14 protein-coding genes are annotated in these 16,777 nt (G+C 66.2%); 12 read left to right on the forward strand and 2 right to left on the reverse strand.

Going from position 1 to position 16,777, the window contains the following annotated elements; genetic code table 11:
* Complete coding sequence (locus JOE69_RS08115; RefSeq protein ID WP_309797663.1) at positions 1-1,212, reverse strand: ROK family transcriptional regulator; 1,212 nt, start codon at positions 1,210-1,212, stop codon at positions 1-3.
* A 170-nt stretch (positions 1,213-1,382) separates the two neighbouring features.
* Here JOE69_RS08115 and JOE69_RS08120 point away from each other — a divergent pair, with 170 nt between their 5' ends.
* From JOE69_RS08120 to JOE69_RS08135, 4 genes are all read left to right on the forward strand, one after another.
* Positions 1,383-2,147 (forward strand): sugar phosphate isomerase/epimerase family protein, encoded by a 765-nt coding sequence (locus tag JOE69_RS08120; protein WP_309797664.1) that lies wholly within the window; start codon positions 1,383-1,385, stop codon positions 2,145-2,147.
* Positions 2,144-3,250, forward strand: a complete 1,107-nt coding sequence (locus JOE69_RS08125) for a Gfo/Idh/MocA family protein (protein WP_309797666.1) — start codon at positions 2,144-2,146, stop codon at positions 3,248-3,250. The genes JOE69_RS08120 and JOE69_RS08125 overlap by 4 nt, the downstream gene beginning before the upstream one ends.
* Before the next feature lies 1 nt (position 3,251).
* On the forward strand, positions 3,252-4,379 hold the full coding sequence (locus tag JOE69_RS08130) for a Gfo/Idh/MocA family protein (protein WP_309797668.1): 1,128 nt from the start codon (positions 3,252-3,254) through the stop codon (positions 4,377-4,379).
* A gap of 125 nt (positions 4,380-4,504) precedes the next feature.
* Positions 4,505-5,164: a TetR/AcrR family transcriptional regulator gene (locus JOE69_RS08135; protein ID WP_309797670.1), complete on the forward strand. Its 660-nt coding sequence runs from the start codon at positions 4,505-4,507 to the stop codon at positions 5,162-5,164.
* 16 nt (positions 5,165-5,180) lie between these two features.
* Here the strand turns inward: JOE69_RS08135 and JOE69_RS08140 are convergent, their stop codons facing one another.
* Positions 5,181-7,058 carry a sigma-70 family RNA polymerase sigma factor gene (locus JOE69_RS08140; RefSeq protein WP_309797672.1) on the reverse strand — a complete coding sequence of 626 codons (1,878 nt, stop codon included), beginning with the start codon at positions 7,056-7,058 and terminating at the stop codon, positions 5,181-5,183.
* A gap of 190 nt (positions 7,059-7,248) precedes the next feature.
* On the opposite strand from JOE69_RS08140, the gene JOE69_RS08145 reads away from it, so the two are divergent.
* The 8 genes from JOE69_RS08145 to JOE69_RS08180 all read left to right on the forward strand — a co-directional run bounded on the left by JOE69_RS08145 (position 7,249) and on the right by JOE69_RS08180 (position 16,775).
* The gene (locus tag JOE69_RS08145; protein ID WP_309797674.1) at positions 7,249-7,968 is read left to right on the forward strand and encodes a hypothetical protein; all 720 of its coding nucleotides are present in this window, start codon (positions 7,249-7,251) and stop codon (positions 7,966-7,968) included.
* Positions 7,969-8,178: 210 nt separating this feature from the next.
* Positions 8,179-9,633 (forward strand): sugar transferase, encoded by a 1,455-nt coding sequence (locus JOE69_RS08150; protein WP_309797676.1) that lies wholly within the window; start codon positions 8,179-8,181, stop codon positions 9,631-9,633.
* Entirely contained in the window at positions 9,623-10,759 is a 1,137-nt protein-coding gene (locus tag JOE69_RS08155) for a glycosyltransferase (protein WP_309797677.1), read from the forward strand. The genes JOE69_RS08150 and JOE69_RS08155 overlap by 11 nt, the downstream gene beginning before the upstream one ends.
* Before the next feature lie 94 nt (positions 10,760-10,853).
* Entirely contained in the window at positions 10,854-11,108 is a 255-nt protein-coding gene (locus tag JOE69_RS08160) for an acyl carrier protein (protein ID WP_309797679.1), read from the forward strand.
* A complete protein-coding gene (locus JOE69_RS08165; protein ID WP_309797681.1) occupies positions 11,101-12,261 on the forward strand; it encodes an acyl-CoA dehydrogenase family protein in 1,161 nt (386 codons plus the stop codon). Before JOE69_RS08160 ends, JOE69_RS08165 begins: the two co-directional genes overlap by 8 nt.
* Positions 12,258-13,199: a class-II aminoacyl-tRNA synthetase family protein gene (locus tag JOE69_RS08170; RefSeq protein ID WP_309797683.1), complete on the forward strand. Its 942-nt coding sequence runs from the start codon at positions 12,258-12,260 to the stop codon at positions 13,197-13,199. The genes JOE69_RS08165 and JOE69_RS08170 overlap by 4 nt, the downstream gene beginning before the upstream one ends.
* An 8-nt stretch (positions 13,200-13,207) precedes the next feature.
* A complete protein-coding gene (locus tag JOE69_RS08175) occupies positions 13,208-14,266 on the forward strand; it encodes a DUF1839 family protein (RefSeq protein ID WP_309797685.1) in 1,059 nt (352 codons plus the stop codon).
* Positions 14,259-16,775 (forward strand): glycoside hydrolase family 2 protein, encoded by a 2,517-nt coding sequence (locus tag JOE69_RS08180; protein ID WP_309797687.1) that lies wholly within the window; start codon positions 14,259-14,261, stop codon positions 16,773-16,775. Before JOE69_RS08175 ends, JOE69_RS08180 begins: the two co-directional genes overlap by 8 nt.
* Positions 16,776-16,777 lie beyond the last annotated feature (2 nt).

The raw sequence follows: 16,777 nt of genomic DNA on the forward strand, positions 1-16,777 counted from the left end.
CTACAGCGCAGCGAGGGCCGCGTCGATCCGCCCCGCGGAGAGCACGTGGTCGGTGACCATCCGGCTCGCGCCGAGCACCCCGGCTTCGCGGGCCGCCATCGATTGCACGATCCGCAGCCGCGAGGTGGCCAGGGGCAACGAGCGCCCGTAAACCACCTCGCGCACACCGGCCAGCAGGTGCTCGCCGGCCACCGAAAGCGATCCCCCCACCACGATGATTGCCGGGTTCAACATGCTCACGCAGGTCGCCAGGACGTCACCGACGTCCCGACCGGCCTGCCGGATCGCCTGGATCGCCTGGACGTTGCCGGCACGGACCAATGCCAGCACGTCTTCCCCGCCCGACGCCGGCACGCCGGCTTCAGTGAGCGACCGCGCAATGGCCGGACCCGAGGCGATCGCCTCCAAACAGCCTTCGTTTCCGCAGCGGCAGGTGACGCCCTCGCCGCGAGGCACCCGCACATGGCCCAGGTCGCCGGCCGTTCCGTCCGCGCCGCGCTGCAGCAGCCCGCCGCTGATGATGCCGGAACCGATGCCGGTCGCCACCTTGATGAAGAGCAGGTCCTGGGCATCTTCCCAGTGCGCCGCGCGCTCGCCCAGCGCCATGATGTTCACGTCATTGTCCACCAGCACCTCAGCCCGGAAGACCCGCTGGATGTACGCCGGGATGTCGAACCGGTCCCAGCCCGGCATGATCGGCGGGTTCGACGGCTTGCCGCTGCTGTGCTCCACCGGCCCCGGGACTCCGATGCCCACCCCGGCGAGCTCTTCCGGCGTGCGGCCGGACTCGGTCAGCAACTGCCGGCAGTGCTCCAGGACCAGGTCCAGAACCACCTCCGGCCCATCCGAGACATCAGCCGGCACCCGGCGTTCGCCGATCAACCGGCCGCCCAGATCGGTCAGCCCGATCAGCAAATGGGTGGCGCCGACGTCGACGGCGAAAACCACCCGGGCGGAAGGCTTGAAGGCGACGCGCGACGGCGGACGCCCGCCCGAGGACACCGCCTCCCCGGCTGGCCCAATCAGGCCCAAGGCAGTCAATGCGTCCAAACGGGCCGCGACCGTGGAACGGGCCAGGCCGGTGAGCTCGGCCAACTCGGCCCTGGTACGGGCTTGGCCATCCCGGAAAATCTGGAAAAGCTCACCGGCCCGGGTCAATGCACTGGCCGTACCGCCGGGCAACGAGCTGATATTTGCTGGGCTTTCAAGCATTGACATGGCTTCAGTGATAGCACGCGGCAGCATCATTTGTCCCACGCATGGCAAAAAGCGCGCCGGAAACCCAAAGTATTGTCACCTTATTTGCATCTTTTGCTTGACGTTCGGCAGAAGTTGATTACAGTGGATCATGATCCACGCCAACCCCTTGAAAAGGAGCAGTCATGCCCAAGCCCTTGCTTTCGGTTCAGCTCTACTCGGTTCGCCGTCAACTCGAAGCAGACCTTCCCGACAGCATTGCCAAGCTTGCGGCGCTCGGTTTCACCGCCGTCGAACCCTACAACTTCGCCGCAATCGCCGAACCGCTTGCCGCCGCGCTCAGCGCCAACGGCCTGACTGCGCCCAGCGGCCACGCACCCTTGCTCAGCGCAGACCAGGATGAGATCTTCACAGCTGCCGAAGCTCTGGGCATCGGCACGGTCATCGACCCGTTCATCCCGGAAGAGCGCTGGCAGAGCCTCGCCGACGTCGAGCGCACCGCCCAGGCGCTCAATGCGGCAGCGGCAAAAGCCGCCGGCTACGGGATCACCGTGGGGTATCACAATCATTGGTGGGAGCTGGAATCCATCCTGGACGGCAGCACCGCGCTCGAACAGCTGGCCGCACACCTCGATGACCCGGTGATCCTCGAAGTGGACACCTACTGGGCGGCCGTGGCGGGCCAAGATCCGGCAGCGCTGCTGCGCCGGCTCGGCGACCGGGTCAAGTTCGTCCATCTCAAAGACGGGCCGCTGAGCACCGAACCGCTGGATCAACTGCCGGCCGGCGAAGGCCGGGTGGACATCCCGGCGATCTTGGCCGCGGCGCCGCAGCTGACCGCCGGAGTGGTCGAATTCGACGACTACCGCGGCGACATCTTCGAAGGGCTGGCGAAGAGCCTGGGTTATCTGAACGGGCTGGCGGGCCAGGCAGTCGGGGCCCAGGCATGAGCGGCCCGGTAGGCATCGCGTTGATCGGCGCGGGCGTCATCAGCAAGCAATATCTGGAAAACCTGGCCAAATTCCCGGACGTCAAAGTGCACGTGGTGGCCGACGTATTCGAACAGGTGGCCGCGGAACGGGCCGAAGAATTCGGCATCGGGGCACACGGCGGAGTGGCTGCGGCCCTGGACCACCCCGAGGTCGAGCTCGTGGTCAACCTGACCATTCCGGCAGCCCACGTCGAGGTTGCCGGCGCTGCGGTCGCGGCGGGCAAACACGTCTGGAGCGAAAAGCCGTTCTCGCTCGACCGGGAGAGCGGCAAAAAACTGCTCGAAGCAGCGAACCAGGCCGGGGTGCGACTGGGCTGCGCCCCGGACACCTTCCTCGGCCCGGGGTTGCAGACCGCTCGCCGGATGATCGAGCGCGGCGACATCGGCCGGCCATTGACCGCCCTGTCCTTGTTCCAGTCCCCCGGGCCGGAATCCTGGCACCCGAACCCCGCATTCCTGTTCCAGCACGGCGCCGGGCCGCTGTTCGACATCGGACCGTATTATTTGACCGCCTTGGTGCAGACTTTCGGCTCGATTTCGCGGGTTGCCGCGATCGGCTCGAAATCCCGGGAACAGCGCTCGATCGGTTCCGGGCCCAAAGCCGGCGAGGTTTTCGACGTCGAGGTGCCCACGCATTTCGGGACTTTGCTGCAGTTCGCCGACGGCGGTTCGGCGCAGAGCATTTTCAGCTTCGACTCGCCCAAAGTACGGGTGGGCTTCGTGGAGATCACCGGGACCGAAGGCACGATCGCCCTCCCGGACCCGAACAATTTCGACGGTGACGTCAAGATCTGCAAGACCGGCAGCGACGAATGGATCCCGGTCCCCTGCGAGGGCGAAGTCACCGGGCGCGGCGTGGGCGCTTTGGACATGGCCCGCTCGATCCGGGCCGGAGTGCCGCACCGGGCCCCTGGAGAACAGGCCTACCATGTCGTGGATGCAATGGTCTCGATCGCCGAATCCGGCGAGCGCGGCGAATTCGTCGAACTCAGTTCGAGCGCGCCGGCCACCGAGGCATTGCCGCTGGACTGGAATCCGTTCGCCGCAACACTGGGAGCGTGAGATGAGCGCACTGGGCGTCGCGGTGATCGGCCACGGCTTCATGGGCCGCGCCCATTCGGCGGCCTGGCGCAATGCCGGCGCCGCCTTCGGGTTGCCGCACTACCGGCAGCAGGTGCTGGTCGGCAGATCTGCCGACGCCGTCGCCGCAGCGGCAGCCGCTTGGGGCTGGCAAGAGTCCGCAACCGACTGGCGGGCAGTCTTGGCCCGCGATGACATCCAGATCGTGGACATCTGCACACCGGGCTGGGCGCACGCGGAGATCGCGATCGCCGCGCTGCGGGCCGGCAAGCACGTCATCGTGGAGAAGCCGCTGGCCAATTCGGTCGACGAAGCGGAGCAGATGGTGGAAGTGGCGGCCGCTGCGGCGCGACGCGGCGTCTTTTCGATGGTCGGCTTCAACTACCGCCGGGTTCCGGCAATCGCCTTGGCCCGCGAGCTGATCGCGGCCGGCCGGCTGGGCACGGTGCGGCAAGTCCGGGCCAGCTACCTGCAGGATTGGTTGGCCGACGACAATGCCCCGATGAGCTGGCGGCTCCGTGCCGAAACTGCGGGTTCCGGCGCGCTCGGCGACATCGCCAGCCACGCCGTGGACCTGGTGCAATTCGTTCTGACGGAGCAGGTGATGGAAGCCTCCGGCGCACTCCGGACCTTCGTTCCGCAGCGGCCTGGCGGCGCCGGAGGCGCCGAGGAGGTCACCGTGGACGATGCCGTCTGGGCGAATCTCCGACTCAGTGGCGGAGCCAGCGCCAGCATCGAGGCCTCCCGGATCGCCACTGGCCGCAAGAATTCGTTGCACTTGGAAATCTACGGTTCCCGGGGCGCGCTCCGATTCGATCTGGAACGGCTCAATGAACTCGAGTTCTTCGACGCCATGGATCCGTTGGCGGAACAGGGCTTCCGCCGCATCCTGGTGACCGAGCCGGAGCACCCGTATCTGAAAGCCTGGTGGCCACAGGGTCACATCCTGGGCTGGGAGCACAGCTTCAGCCATCAGGTTCGGGACTTCCTGGACTGCATCGACCAGGGCCGGGCGCCGTCCCCGTCGTTCGCTGAAGGCCTCCAGGTGCAGCGGGTGCTCGGCGCAATTGCCGAGTCGTCCGACCGGAACGGCATCCGGATCGCGGTTTGAGCCGGCGGCTGCAGCTAGTGCGCGCCGACTGGGCAGCCCGGCCGCTGCTGCCGCCGTTTCCGCTGGCCCGAGCCGAAACCACGAGGCATGCTTTGTTTGGTGACAAAATCGGCTAATATGTCTACATGCCTCGTATAGTTGCCTCCAGCAATGCGGAACAACGTGAGTTGACGCAACGCAAAGTCCTCGATGCTTTCGGAGAGCTGCTCTTCACGCACGGGCTGCCTGGGCTGACCATGACCGACGTCGCCCGGCGAGCCGGCGTCGGGCGGACCGCCGTATACAACTATTTCGCCGATCTGGAGCAGCTCCTGGTCGCCTACGCGCTGGACGAGACCGGCCGGTTCCTGTCCGACCTGAAACATGAGTTGGCCGGCCTGCAGAATCCAGTCGACCAACTGGCCTGCTACGTCAGAGCCCAGATCGAGGACCTGTCAAAGCGGCATCTTCCGCCCGGCCCGGCAATGCGTTCGGTGCTTTCCGCGGACTCGTTCGCGAAGCTCTCCGTCCACGTGGGCGAACTGAGCAAGCTGCTCCAGGATATTCTGGCCGCCGCCATCGAGCAGGACTACCTGCCGCGCACCGACGTGGCGGACTTGGCCCACTTGATCCACGGCTCGCTGACTGCGAGCGCTTCGCGGAGCACGGACGCCGACGACGCCGATCGGCAAGCGCGAATTTCCGCAACAGTGCAGTTCATCCAGGCCGGCGCCGGTGCACACTTCGATGCGACCGGCCGCCCCGTCCAGCTCGGCAGCCCCCGGATCATCAGCGGCGCCGCCTGATTCAGTCCCGGAAGTGTCAGCCTCCCCCAGCCGAGGCAACGTTACCGCCAGCTCCGTCCGGTGCCGGCGGGACCGGCTCCGCGGGCGCAGCCGGTTCCGCGGGTTCTGCTGGTTCGGCCGGGCCCGCTGGTTCAGCCGGCCCCGCAGGTTCTGTCGGAGCAGCCGATCCGCCAGATCCAATGGGTGCCACCGGATGTCCGGGGTCGTTCGAAGGATCAATCGGTTCGGCCGGCAGCGGGCCGCCCGCCAACAAGCTCAAGCTCTTCTGCCCACTGAACGGCACCGCATTGGTGGCGCTGAACTCATACGAGAGCACCGCATTGCCGGACAACGGATGCATCACGACGACTCCGCTGAAAACCAGATCCGTCCGGCTCGCAGAGGCGGCCACGCAACTCGCGGTAAAGCTGTCATCCGCAGTGCATTGCCAGCCTTGCGGCGGTTGATTCCAGCCGCCGAAGTGCTGGGCTAGCTTCGGATCGAGGCGGAACACCACCTTGGCCGAGGTCAGCGGCAAATTGCCAGTGACCCGGAATGCGACCTGGACGTTCTTCCGGCTGCCCAGACCGGTCGCGGTCAGCTCAGCGGAAACCACCCCTGGCGGGTCCACGGTGGGCGTGACCGGCGTGGTGACTTCGGGTGACACCGGCGGCGTCTCCGGGAGGGTGGGTGGCACCACGGCCGGCGGCACGAATGCGGTCGGCAACCGCGTCGACGTCGCCTCGGCGCTGCCGCCCGGCACCGGCCCGGGCGCCGAATCCTGCGGCGCAGGTTTGGTCTCGGAAGTCGACAATGCGGAGACCAGGCCCGGCTCCGGCAAAGCTTCGCCGAGCTGATTGCCGGGCGCTCCTGGCAGGCCGGGCCCGGAGCGGCCGGGCTGCGACTGCGAGCCGACCGCCGGCCCGCCCTCCGGGCCGGATCCCCACAGCCCCATTCCTTGGCCGACCAACATCGCCGTCGCGACTGAGACGCCGGCCACTACGCTGACCGAAGCCGCGATCGTCCCCGACCCCATCGCCTTGACCTGTTCCGCGGCGCGGGCCGCCTGGGAACGCACTCCGGCGAACAACACTGCGCCCTTGCCGAGCCCGGCAGCCGTGCCGAGCTGGGACCAAGCAACGAATCCGATGCCCAGCAATGCCGGCACCACTGCGGCGCGCATCGCCGAGCCGACGTCTTTGAGGTGCAGGAAGGCCGCGGTACAGCGCAGGCAGCCATCCAGGTGCTCCTGGACCTCGGCCCGTTGCGAACGACGCAGGGTATTCGTCGCGAAAGAACCCAGCTTCGAAGCGTACTCGGCGCACTGGTCGTCCTCGGCAGTGCTGATGTGGTTCTGCAGATAGGCCTTGCGCAGCCCTTCCCGGGCCCGGATCGCCAAGGCGGAGACGCCGTTGGCCGACAAGCCGAGCAGTGGCGCCACGGCGGCCGGTTTCAGACCTTCGATGTCGGAATACCAGAGCACCGCCTGCCAACGTTCCGGCAGCGTCTTGTAGGCGCGGGCGACCGCATCGGTTTCGAACTCGGCCAGCACCGAATCCGGGTCGGCCGATTCACGGTCCAGCACCGCCGCGTCATCGGTCGCAGTGACCTTGCCGGCCGCTACATTTCGTCGATGCGCGATCCTGGTGACCGCGGAAAGCAGGTACGCCCGGAAAAAGCTGACCGGCCCCTTGCCTCCCTGCAGAGCCTGCAGAACCGACGAAAACGCTTCGGACACCGCGTCCTCGGCGTCCGAGCGGTTGTCCGAATTCTTGCGCGCCACGGCAAGCGCGACCGAATGGTGGCGTTGGTAGAGCACCCCGTACGCGTCGACATCACCTGATCGGACAAGGCTGATCAGATCTTCATCGCTGCGCTCGGCGGTACCGTCCAATCTTTCCTTGTCACTGTTCATGTTTGTTCCCCAATTCCCCAATTCCCCTACTTAAAGGAGTGAATCCAGTGTGACCGGCAGAAGGCGCTTCAAGCAAATACAGGCAAACAAAGGTGAATACATTCCCGCCCGGCGGTCGGGCATTGCCGATAGATGAAAACCCGAACCGATAATCGCCATCATGAATTGCCGGTTGGCTGCACACCTAAACATGGCTCCCAGCAATTCCCCCTCCCCCGGGCTGGTCCAGCGATGGAAAAAGCTCAGCTTGCGCGGCTCTTGGCGGATTCCCAACGATTGGTGGATCCCGGAAGTCGATGACCTAGCCAAGCTGCCACGCCGAAGCCCCGGCTTCGAGTCCGCAGCTCGGCTCCTGGGTGCTGCGCGCTACCGGCAGGGCATCGGCATCGCCGAATCCCTCGCCGACTTCCGTTGCTACTTCCGAGCCTGCCGACGGTTGACCAACATCCAGGCGATCCAATTCTTCACTGAAGGCTGGGCGGATGCCGCCGATCTGCCAGATCCGATTTCATGCACCGACCCACTGACCGGATTCAGCACCAAAGCGCATTTCTGGCGTTCACTGCACGATCTGGAAGGCCGGCCGAGCGACTCGTCGATGATCATCGCCACCGCCTCAATTTCACCGCTGAATGCCGAGGTCGAGCCGCTGCGCTGGACCCAGGTGGCGCTCCTCGGTCTGATCTTCACCACGGCTTTCAGCGGAACCCAAACGACGCTGATGCGTCGCGGTGGGCTGATCTACATCCTGGCCCCCGACTCGCCCAACGTCTTCGCCGCCATGATGAACTGCCATGCCCGGATCAACGCGGCCAGCGAGTTCCAAGACTTCGTGCCCAAGTTCCGGTTCCAATCGTTGCCGCACCATGAGCTGGACATCAGCCGCATCATGGAGAGCATGAATCGCTGACCCAGACCGTTCCGAATACCCCGCGAGTGAAATTTTTCCGGTATCCCGTCACGATCCGGATTCGAGCTGCACTGTGATTGATGAAGGCGGTTCGAAGAGTACGAATCTCTGCTAGCCGAGGGTCCGCATCGCCCCTCGGCCGGCATGAGGAAAACATTGGGGAAATTGGGGAACGATGCGAAATTGCATAAATGTGTGGCGAGACACGCCATGACACAAGTAGACCAACGGCTGGACCAACGACGGATCGTCCACCGGGCTCGACACAACAGCAATCCGGTGCCTGCCACGGTCAACGTGGCTCAGCCCGAGGCCGAGCCGAGGCCTGCCTACAGCACCACCCGGCAACGCCAACGCAGGCTCCCGTTCATCGAATCACTGGTGATCTTCGATGTCGCCCTGGTGCTGGGCGCCACCGCAGCGGCCGGTCTGATCTGGCCGGTCTCCGGAAGCGCACTCGGTCCTTGGCCGACGATCATCGCCGGAATCGTATGGCTCGGCGCCCTGGCTGGGATCAAAGGCTTCGCCACTGAGCGGTTGGTGAAGCCGTTCCCGATGCTTTCGGTCTGGGCCGGCTGCGCGGTAGTCGCTTGTTTCGCCTTGATCGAAGTGCTTTTCGGCAGCGTTGTCGGCCTCCGGCAGCCGGTGGTCCTGGCGATCGTGCTGACCGTTGCCGACGTCCTCGGCCGCGCGGTCATCCGCCGCTTCCACCACCCTCGGGTGATCTCCGTGCTGCCGGCGCACCGTTACCAGATCGACAAGTCCGCCGGCCGGCTGCAGCACCAGACGCTGGTGCTCACCGAAGAGTTGCAGCAGAATCCCGAGGAACTGGTCCGTCTGGTTTCCCAACGGGCCAGGTTCAGCCGGGCCGACGTCGTCGAGCTGCCGGCCGACCTCGCCATCGACCAGGAGTTGATCGACCGGCTGAGTTGGGACTTGCGCAAACAGCACGTTTCGATCCGTCTGGTGCGCTGGGGCGCCTCGGTCAGTCCGGCCCGCATCCGGACGCATTCGCAAGGCGACAAAACCATGGTGGAACTGGACGCCCCCTATCCGTATCTGCCGACCCGGATGGCGAAACGGGCTTTGGACATCATCGGTTCCGGGCTCTTGATCGTCGTCCTGCTGCCGTTGTTCGCGGTCCTCGGCCTGGGCATCAAATTGACCAGCCGCGGGCCGGTCTTCTACCGGCAGGAAAGAATCGGCATCGACGGCCGCCCGTTCAAGATCTTGAAATTTCGTTCCATGGTCCCGGATGCGGATGCCCAGCTGCAGTCGCTGCTGCGCCAGCAGGGCCGCTCCGGAGAACCGCTGTTCAAGGTCGACGACGATCCCCGAGTCACCCGGATCGGCATTCTGATGCGGCGGTACTCGCTGGATGAGCTGCCGCAACTGTTCAACGTCTTCGGCGGATCAATGAGCCTGGTGGGGCCCCGGCCGCAGCGTCCCGCCGAAGTCGCGCTTTACGACCAGACTGCCAAGCGGCGATTGGGCGTCCTGCCCGGGATGACCGGCATGTGGCAAGTCAATGGGCGTTCCCGGCTGGGCTGGGACGAATCGATTGCCCTGGACCTGTATTACACGCACAACTGGAGCCTGACGCAGGATCTGAGCATTCTGGCGAAAACCGCTTCTGCCGTGGTCAGGGGGGACGGTGCCCAGTAACCCCACCGACCGGCCCGCGATCCTGCACATCACCGAGTCGATGGGCGCCGGGGTGTCCACGGCGCTTTTCGACTACGTCGCGAACACGCCTGAATACCAGCACCACCTGTGCTATGTCGAGCGCGCCGAAACCACGGCGCTGCCGGCCGGCTGGCAGCAGGGATTCGCCACGGCGGCCGAGCTGCCCTCCGGGCAATTTCGCCGGATCCTGGCGGTCCGGAACACGGTCCGGTCCCTGAAACCGGTGGCATTGCACTCGCATTCCTCGTTCGCCGGGCTGTATGCCCGGTTGGCGGTCCGCGACTCGGCCGAACTGCGCCAGATATACACCCCGCACTGCTATGCCTTCGAACGTCTGGACCTTTCCGCGACCGCGCGCTGGGCCTACCGCACCGTGGAACGGCTGCTCGCCCGCAACACGGGCGCCGTGGCCGCATGCTCGCCCCGCGAAGCGGCGCTGGCAACGGAATTGTCGAAGGTCAGACCCGGGCGCACGCTCGTCGGTTATGTGCCGAATTTCGCCGCGGTGCCAGCGGGCCGCTCCGCGGGGAGCAAAGTCGCCGTGCGCACCGAGGTCTTGCGGCTCGCCGGCTCCGGAAGGCTTGGCGCGCAGAAGGATCCCCGGTTTTTCCTGGCCGCGGTCGAAGCCCTGCGCCAGGAAGGGTACGACGTCCAAGCCCGTTGGCTCGGTGGCGGCGATCCGGAGTTGGCGCGGGAGCTGGTGGAAAACGGAATCCAGGTCACCGGTTGGCTGCCCCGGGCGCAACTGCTCGCCGAATTGGCCGGCAGCGACGTCTACCTGCATTCGGCGGCCTGGGAGGGCTTTCCGCTGGCCGTCCTGGAAGCGGACGCCCTGCGGATCGCCACAGTGCTGCGCGACATCCCGGCCTTCGAAGACTCCGATCTGCCGTTGCGGATCAGCAGTCCCGAGGGACTGGCAGCACTCTGGCCGCAATTGCGTGATCCGCTGCTGCGATCCGACATCGCGGAGCGCAGTCGGATCGCGCTGGCCCGGAACACCGGCCAGAACCAACGGAGCGCACTCTTGCGGATCTACCCCGCGGCGGCGCCCGCCGCCTCCGCCGAGCCCGGCTCGGAAACGGCAGCCGCCCGAGCTGGATCATGATCCGCTGAGCCCTTCCTCCCGGACCAGCCCTCCGCCGTCGGACGGCCCCGTACACCCACTTCCGATCAGACCATCCCGAAATGAGGCACCTCCTATGGAACAACTCGCCGTCGACCAGAAAATTCGCTCGGTGCTCGACCAACACGCTCGCCTGGCAGTCGGCATCGACGACTTGGATTCCAACGCCGATCTCTACTCGGCAGGCATGACCTCGCTTTCCAGCGTGAACGTGATGCTCGCCCTGGAAGAAGAGTTCGACCTGGAGTTCCCCGAGCATCTGCTCAACCGGTCGACCTTCGCCTCGGTAGAATCGATTCGCCGCGGAATCCAGGACGCAGACCATGGATAGCGCCAGGACCGCCACGCTGGACGAGCTGATCGACCGGGTCACCGAAGCGGCCGTCGCGCATGCCTCCGACGTCGATGAACAGTCCAGGTTCCCCAGTGAAGCTATACTCGCCGCCAAGGCTGCGGGGTTGCTCGGTGCACCGGTCCCGCTGGCCGTCGGCGGGATGGCCTTGGATTTCACGGATCTGTGCCGGATCGTCGGCCGAGTAGCCGAAGCCTGTTCCGCCAGCGGCATGATTTTGGCGATGCACTACAGCCAGCTGCTGTGTTTGCTCCGCCACGGACGCAACACCACCCATCTCGAGCTGTTGTCCCGTTGCGCGGACGAACAATTCCTTTTGGCATCCGCGACCACCGAACGCAATGTCGGAGGCGATACCCGGACCTCGTCCTGCGCAGTGGAAAGGCTCGACGCGAATGCGATCAAGCTGTCGAAGTCCTGCCCGGTGATCTCCTACGGAAGGTTCGCGGATGCCATCTTGGTCACGGCCCGCCGGAACCCTGCCGCAGTTCCGAACGACCAGGTGATGGTGTATTTGCCGATCGGGCAGGTCCGCCTGACCAAGACGAACGACTGGGATGCCTTGGGCATGCGCGGCACATGCTCCGAGGGATTCGAGCTGGAGGCCGAAAGCAGCACCGAGTACGTGCTCAGCGACGGATACGAAACGATCTCTTCGGAGACCGCGGTACCGGCCGCGCATGTGCTCTGGGCATCCGCCTGGCTGGGCATGGCTACCCAGGCCGGGAAAACTGCCCGCAGCGTGGTCCAGAAGGCCGCCAAACGCACGCCCGGATCGATTCCGCCTTCCGCGTTGCGGCTCGCGGAGCTCGAAGTCCAATTGCAGTCCATGACCGCGCTGGTCCGCTCGGCGGTACAGCAGTACCAACGGAATTGGGCCGATCCGGAGAACCTCAGCTCGTTGCAATCGGCGATTTCGATGAACACGCTCAAGGTCGCGGCGGCGGAATTCGTCCGCACGATCGTCGGTGACGCGATGCTGATCGTCGGGATGCCCGGCTTCGCCAACAAGTCTCCGATGAGTCTGGCCCGGCTGTACCGGGACAGCATCGCGCCGTCGATCATGATCAACAACGATCGGATCCTGCAACAGACTTCGACCCTTCAACTGATCTCGCGAGGAGCCCGATGAGCACCCAATCCCTTCTTCCCGAGCTGCCCTCCGGAGCAGCGGAGTTCGGCCGGAAGCTCGTCGAACACGGCTGGTTGATCCCGACCATGGCCCCGGGGGTCAACGGGCTGAGCGAGGACGCGGAACGCGTCGTGGCGGGTTTGAACCGGCGGGCCGGGCAAATCGCGCGCGCCATGCCGGAATCCCCCGCCCTGCGCAGCCTGCGGTTTCCACCGGTCAACGGCCAGGAGCTGCTGCAGCGCACCAATTACCTGACCTCGTTCCCGCAATTGGTCGGCGCCGTCGACGTTTTCGACGGCGACAGCCGGGACCACCGCGCATTGCTCGAGTCGGTCGACTCGGGCGAGCGCGGTTGGCGCGACCGGCTGGCACCCAGCGATCTGGTACTGGTTCCAGCCGTGTGCCATTCGCTCTATCCGCACCTGCAAGGCACCATCGCCGATGGCGAATGGTATGAACTCACCGGCGAGTGCTTCCGGAACGAACCCTCCGAGGACCCGTTCCGGATGGTCAGCTTCCGGATGCGCGAATACGTGCTGCTGGGCACCCCGGAGCAGGCCTTGGCGCACCGCGATCGCTGGTTGGCCGAAGCCCAGACGCTGTTGACCGGCCTCGGCCTGACGGTGCGCATCGAGGGCGCCAACGACCCGTTCTTCGGCCGGTCCGGCAGATTGCTCGCCTCCGGCCAACGCGCTGCCGAATTGAAGTTCGAGCTGCTGGTGGAAGCCGTGCCCGGCCGGTCCACCGCAGTGGCCTCGGGGAATTGGCACCAAGACCATTTCGGCGGCGAGTTCGGGATTCGCAGCGCGGACGGCGAGCCCGCGCACAGTGCCTGTTTCGGCTTCGGCCTGGAACGGATCATGTTGGCCTTGGTCGCCCGCCACGGATTCCGTCTGGCCGACTGGCCGGCCGACGTCCGCAACGCGCTCCAGGGATGAGGGGGGCCGTGCCGTCTAGCAACGCCGCCCCCGCCTCGTTGATCACCCGGAGACTGGCAGGATTGGATCCGGACAGCTTCGAGCCGCACCGCCTGCATTCCGACGACCCAGCCTGGGCGAACACCAATTGCTACACCGACGTCTGGATCGAGCTGCTTTCCGCGCTGCATCTCGATCCGTTGCCCGCGATGTCCTGCGCCGTCAGCTCGCAATTTTGCGGCGACCAGTGGGAATTCTTGAAACCCCGCTCCCAGGATTTGGAGAAGCTGTACGGCCTGCGCTTCGGCGAGTACCTGATCTGGAAGCCGATCACCGAGCATTTGGCGGCCCAGTTCGAGCTGGGGAACTTCGCCATGGTCGAGGTCGACTCCTACTATTTGCCGGACACTGCCGGCACCAGCTATCGGACCGAGCACGGGAAGACTTCGATCATCCCGCTGAGCCTGGACCCCGTGGCCGGCCGGCTGAGCTATTTGCACAACAGCGGTTTGTACCGCCTCGAGGGCGAAGATTTCCAGGCGACGCTCGGCACGTCGGCAGTGCACGGATTCGTGCCGAGCCCCTATGTGGACCTGATTGATACTGCTGGTCTCAAACGGCTCGGCCCGGCCGAGCTCCTGGCCGCAGCCGAGGAGGTCTTCGCCGGCCACCTGCAGCGGATCGCGGAATCCAGCCAACCGCAGCCGATGCGGCGGCTGGCCGATTACTTGGGCCGGCAAGCCGGGCCGTTGGCCGAACACGGGCTGCCCTATTTCCACCAGTTGGCCTTCGCGACCACCCGGCAGGCAGGTTTGGCGGCAATGCTCGCCGCAGAATTCTGCCGCTGGCTTTCCGCCGCCCGGGCCGGCCGGTCCGGCACCCTCCACGATGCCGGGCAACCCGACGAACTGCTCCGGGCCGCAGCGGCCTTCCGTGCCTGCAGCGACAGTGCGAAACAGCTCCAGTTCAAACTCGCCCGGTTCGCCTCCGGTCGCAGCACGAGTACCGAATCGGAACTCGCCGCAATGCCCACGCACTGGGAAACCGCGATCGGGATCCTGCAGAACGACCCTGCCGCCCATGGTTGACCTGCTGTCCCGCGCCCGCTGGCGGGTAGTGCGCACGCCACCCGGCGCAGCCGCCGACCCAGCCGGCTTGATCGCCCTCGATCCGGCCCAGGCAGTCTCCCTGCCGGCCACTGTCCCGGGCACCGCGGCAAGTGCCTGGCGGGACCAATTCGGCTCCGCTGCGGCTTTGGCCTTGGCCTTGGCCCCCAATGATTGGGATTGGTGGTTCCTCGCCGATTTCGCCGCCGACGCCGGTGCGGACCAACCGTGGAATCTGCACTCCGACGGGATCGCCACTTACTCGACGCTTTGGCTCAACGGAGTTGAAATCGGCTCCGGGTCCGGGGCCTTCGATGCCCTGGACTTCCCGGCGGCTCCGCAGGCCGGTCGGAACCGGCTGGCCATCCGCTGCCGCCCGCTCGGCTCGGTGAGTACGCCCAGCAAACCCCGGGCCCGGTGGCGCAGTTCGCTGATCGCCAACGGCGCCCTGCGCTGGCACCGGACGCCCTTGCTGGGCCACATCCCGTGGCACGGCACGATTCCGGCAGTGGGCCCCTGGGCCCGGATCAGTCTGAGCGAATCCGCGCCCTACGAAGTGCTGACCTTGCGCACCGAACTCGACGGCCCGCTCGGGCGAGTGGTGCTATCGGTCGTCAGCGACGCCCCGGTGGAGCTCACCTTGCGGCTGAGCCACCCGGACGGCAGCCTCAGTGCAACCGAGCAGCTCAGCGTCGACGGGGAACGGACGATCGCCGTCGAACTCCCCGAACCGCAGCGCTGGTTTCCGCACAGCCACGGCACCCCGGCTTTGTACCGGCTGGAACTGAACGGCGGGTCCCACCGGGAATCCTTCGACGTGGGTTTCCGCTCCATCGAAGCCGACCGGCAGGACGGCGGTTTCCAGCTCAAGGCCAACGGACTCCCGGTGTTCGCCCGCGGGGTGGTCTGGGCGCCGCTGGATGCGCTCCGGCTAGGCGGTTCGCCCGCAGACTACCGGGACGCGCTGAGCCAATTGGCCGAGGCCGGGGTAAATCTGGTCCGGATCAGCGGCACCGGAAGCTATGAGCAACCGGCCTTCTACCGCGAATGCGATCGGCTCGGCATCATGGTCTGGCAGGATTGCATGCTCGCCACCCTCGATCCGCCGGAAGACTCGGATTGGCTCGACCGGTTCAGCGAAGAAACCAGGACCTGGTTGACCCGGCTGGCCAAACACCCGAGCATCGTGGTGGTCAGCGGTGGAAACGAGACCGAACAGCAACCCGTGTTCTGGGGAAAATCCGCGGAACAACGTCGTATGACCGTGTTGGACACGGTGATCCCGGCGATCATCCGGCACTGCATCCCGGCAGCGGTGGCCGTCTCCTCGAGCCCTTCCGGCCCCGGGAACCCGGTGCACGCCAGGAGCGGCATCAGCCACTATTTCGGGGTGGGAGCCTACCGGCGGGGTTTGTCGGATGCCCGGACCTCCGGCGTCCGGTTCGCCGCGGAATGCCTGGCCTTCGCGGTGCCGCCGGAACCGGCGAGCATCGTCCGGCACTTCGGCGAAGCCTTTCAGAAGCACAGCCCCCCGGCGGCCTCCGCGCGCTGGCAGGCCGCCGTCGCCCGGGACCCCGGCTCGGACTGGAGTTTCGAAGACACCGCCGCGCACTACGTCCGGGAGTTCTTCGGCACCGGATCCGCAGCCGACACCGGCAGGGAACTCGACCTGCACCGGGCAGCCGTGCACCATGCGGTTTCCCGAACCCTGCTCGAATGGCGGCGTCCGGAATCGCCGTGCGCCGGCGCACTGTTGCTGAGCGCCCGGGATCTGTCCGCCGGAGCCGGGTTCGGCGTCGTCGACGTCGACGGCGTGCCGAAATCCGCCTGGTACGCACTCAAGGCCGCCTGCCGCCCGCTTGCCCTCGGGTTCCAACCGGAAGGCCTCAACGGGGTCGACCTGCACCTGTTCAACGATCGGCCCGAAGCCGTCGAAGGCCTGCTGGAAATCCGGATCCACGGGATCAGCGGAGTGGTCCAAGCCCATGCCGAAATCGCGGTGCGGCTGCCTGGGCACGGCCACCACCGTTGGGAGTTGTGCCAGGCCCTGGGCGGGTTCCTCGATCTGGACCACGTCTGGCAGTTCGGGGAACGCAGCTACGACACGGCCGAGGCGGTGCTCTGGGCGCACGACGGATCGGTGCTCGCCCGGACCGTATTGCTCTTGGGCGGCATCGACCGCCCGCTCGGCGACACTGGGCTGCAGGCCTTCTCCGGCAGCGATCACAGCGGAGATTTCATCGAAGTCAGCAGCAGCAAACTGGCGAGTTTCGTGGCCTTGGATTTGCCCGGACGGGTACCCGAGGACAACTACTTCCACCTTCCGCACGGCGGCCGCAGGCGGATCGCCTGCCGTTCGGTGCCCGCCGGACCGGCGACGCCGCAACGGGCGCCGGAGAGCCTTTGGGGCACCGTTCGGGCACTCAACGAGACCAGCGCGCCGCAACCGGTTTGGCGTTTGCCCGAGAACGACATCAACCGAGGAGGCTGACC

The organism is Arthrobacter russicus (genome assembly GCF_031454135.1).
Lineage (GTDB): Bacteria > Actinomycetota > Actinomycetes > Actinomycetales > Micrococcaceae > Renibacterium > Renibacterium russicum.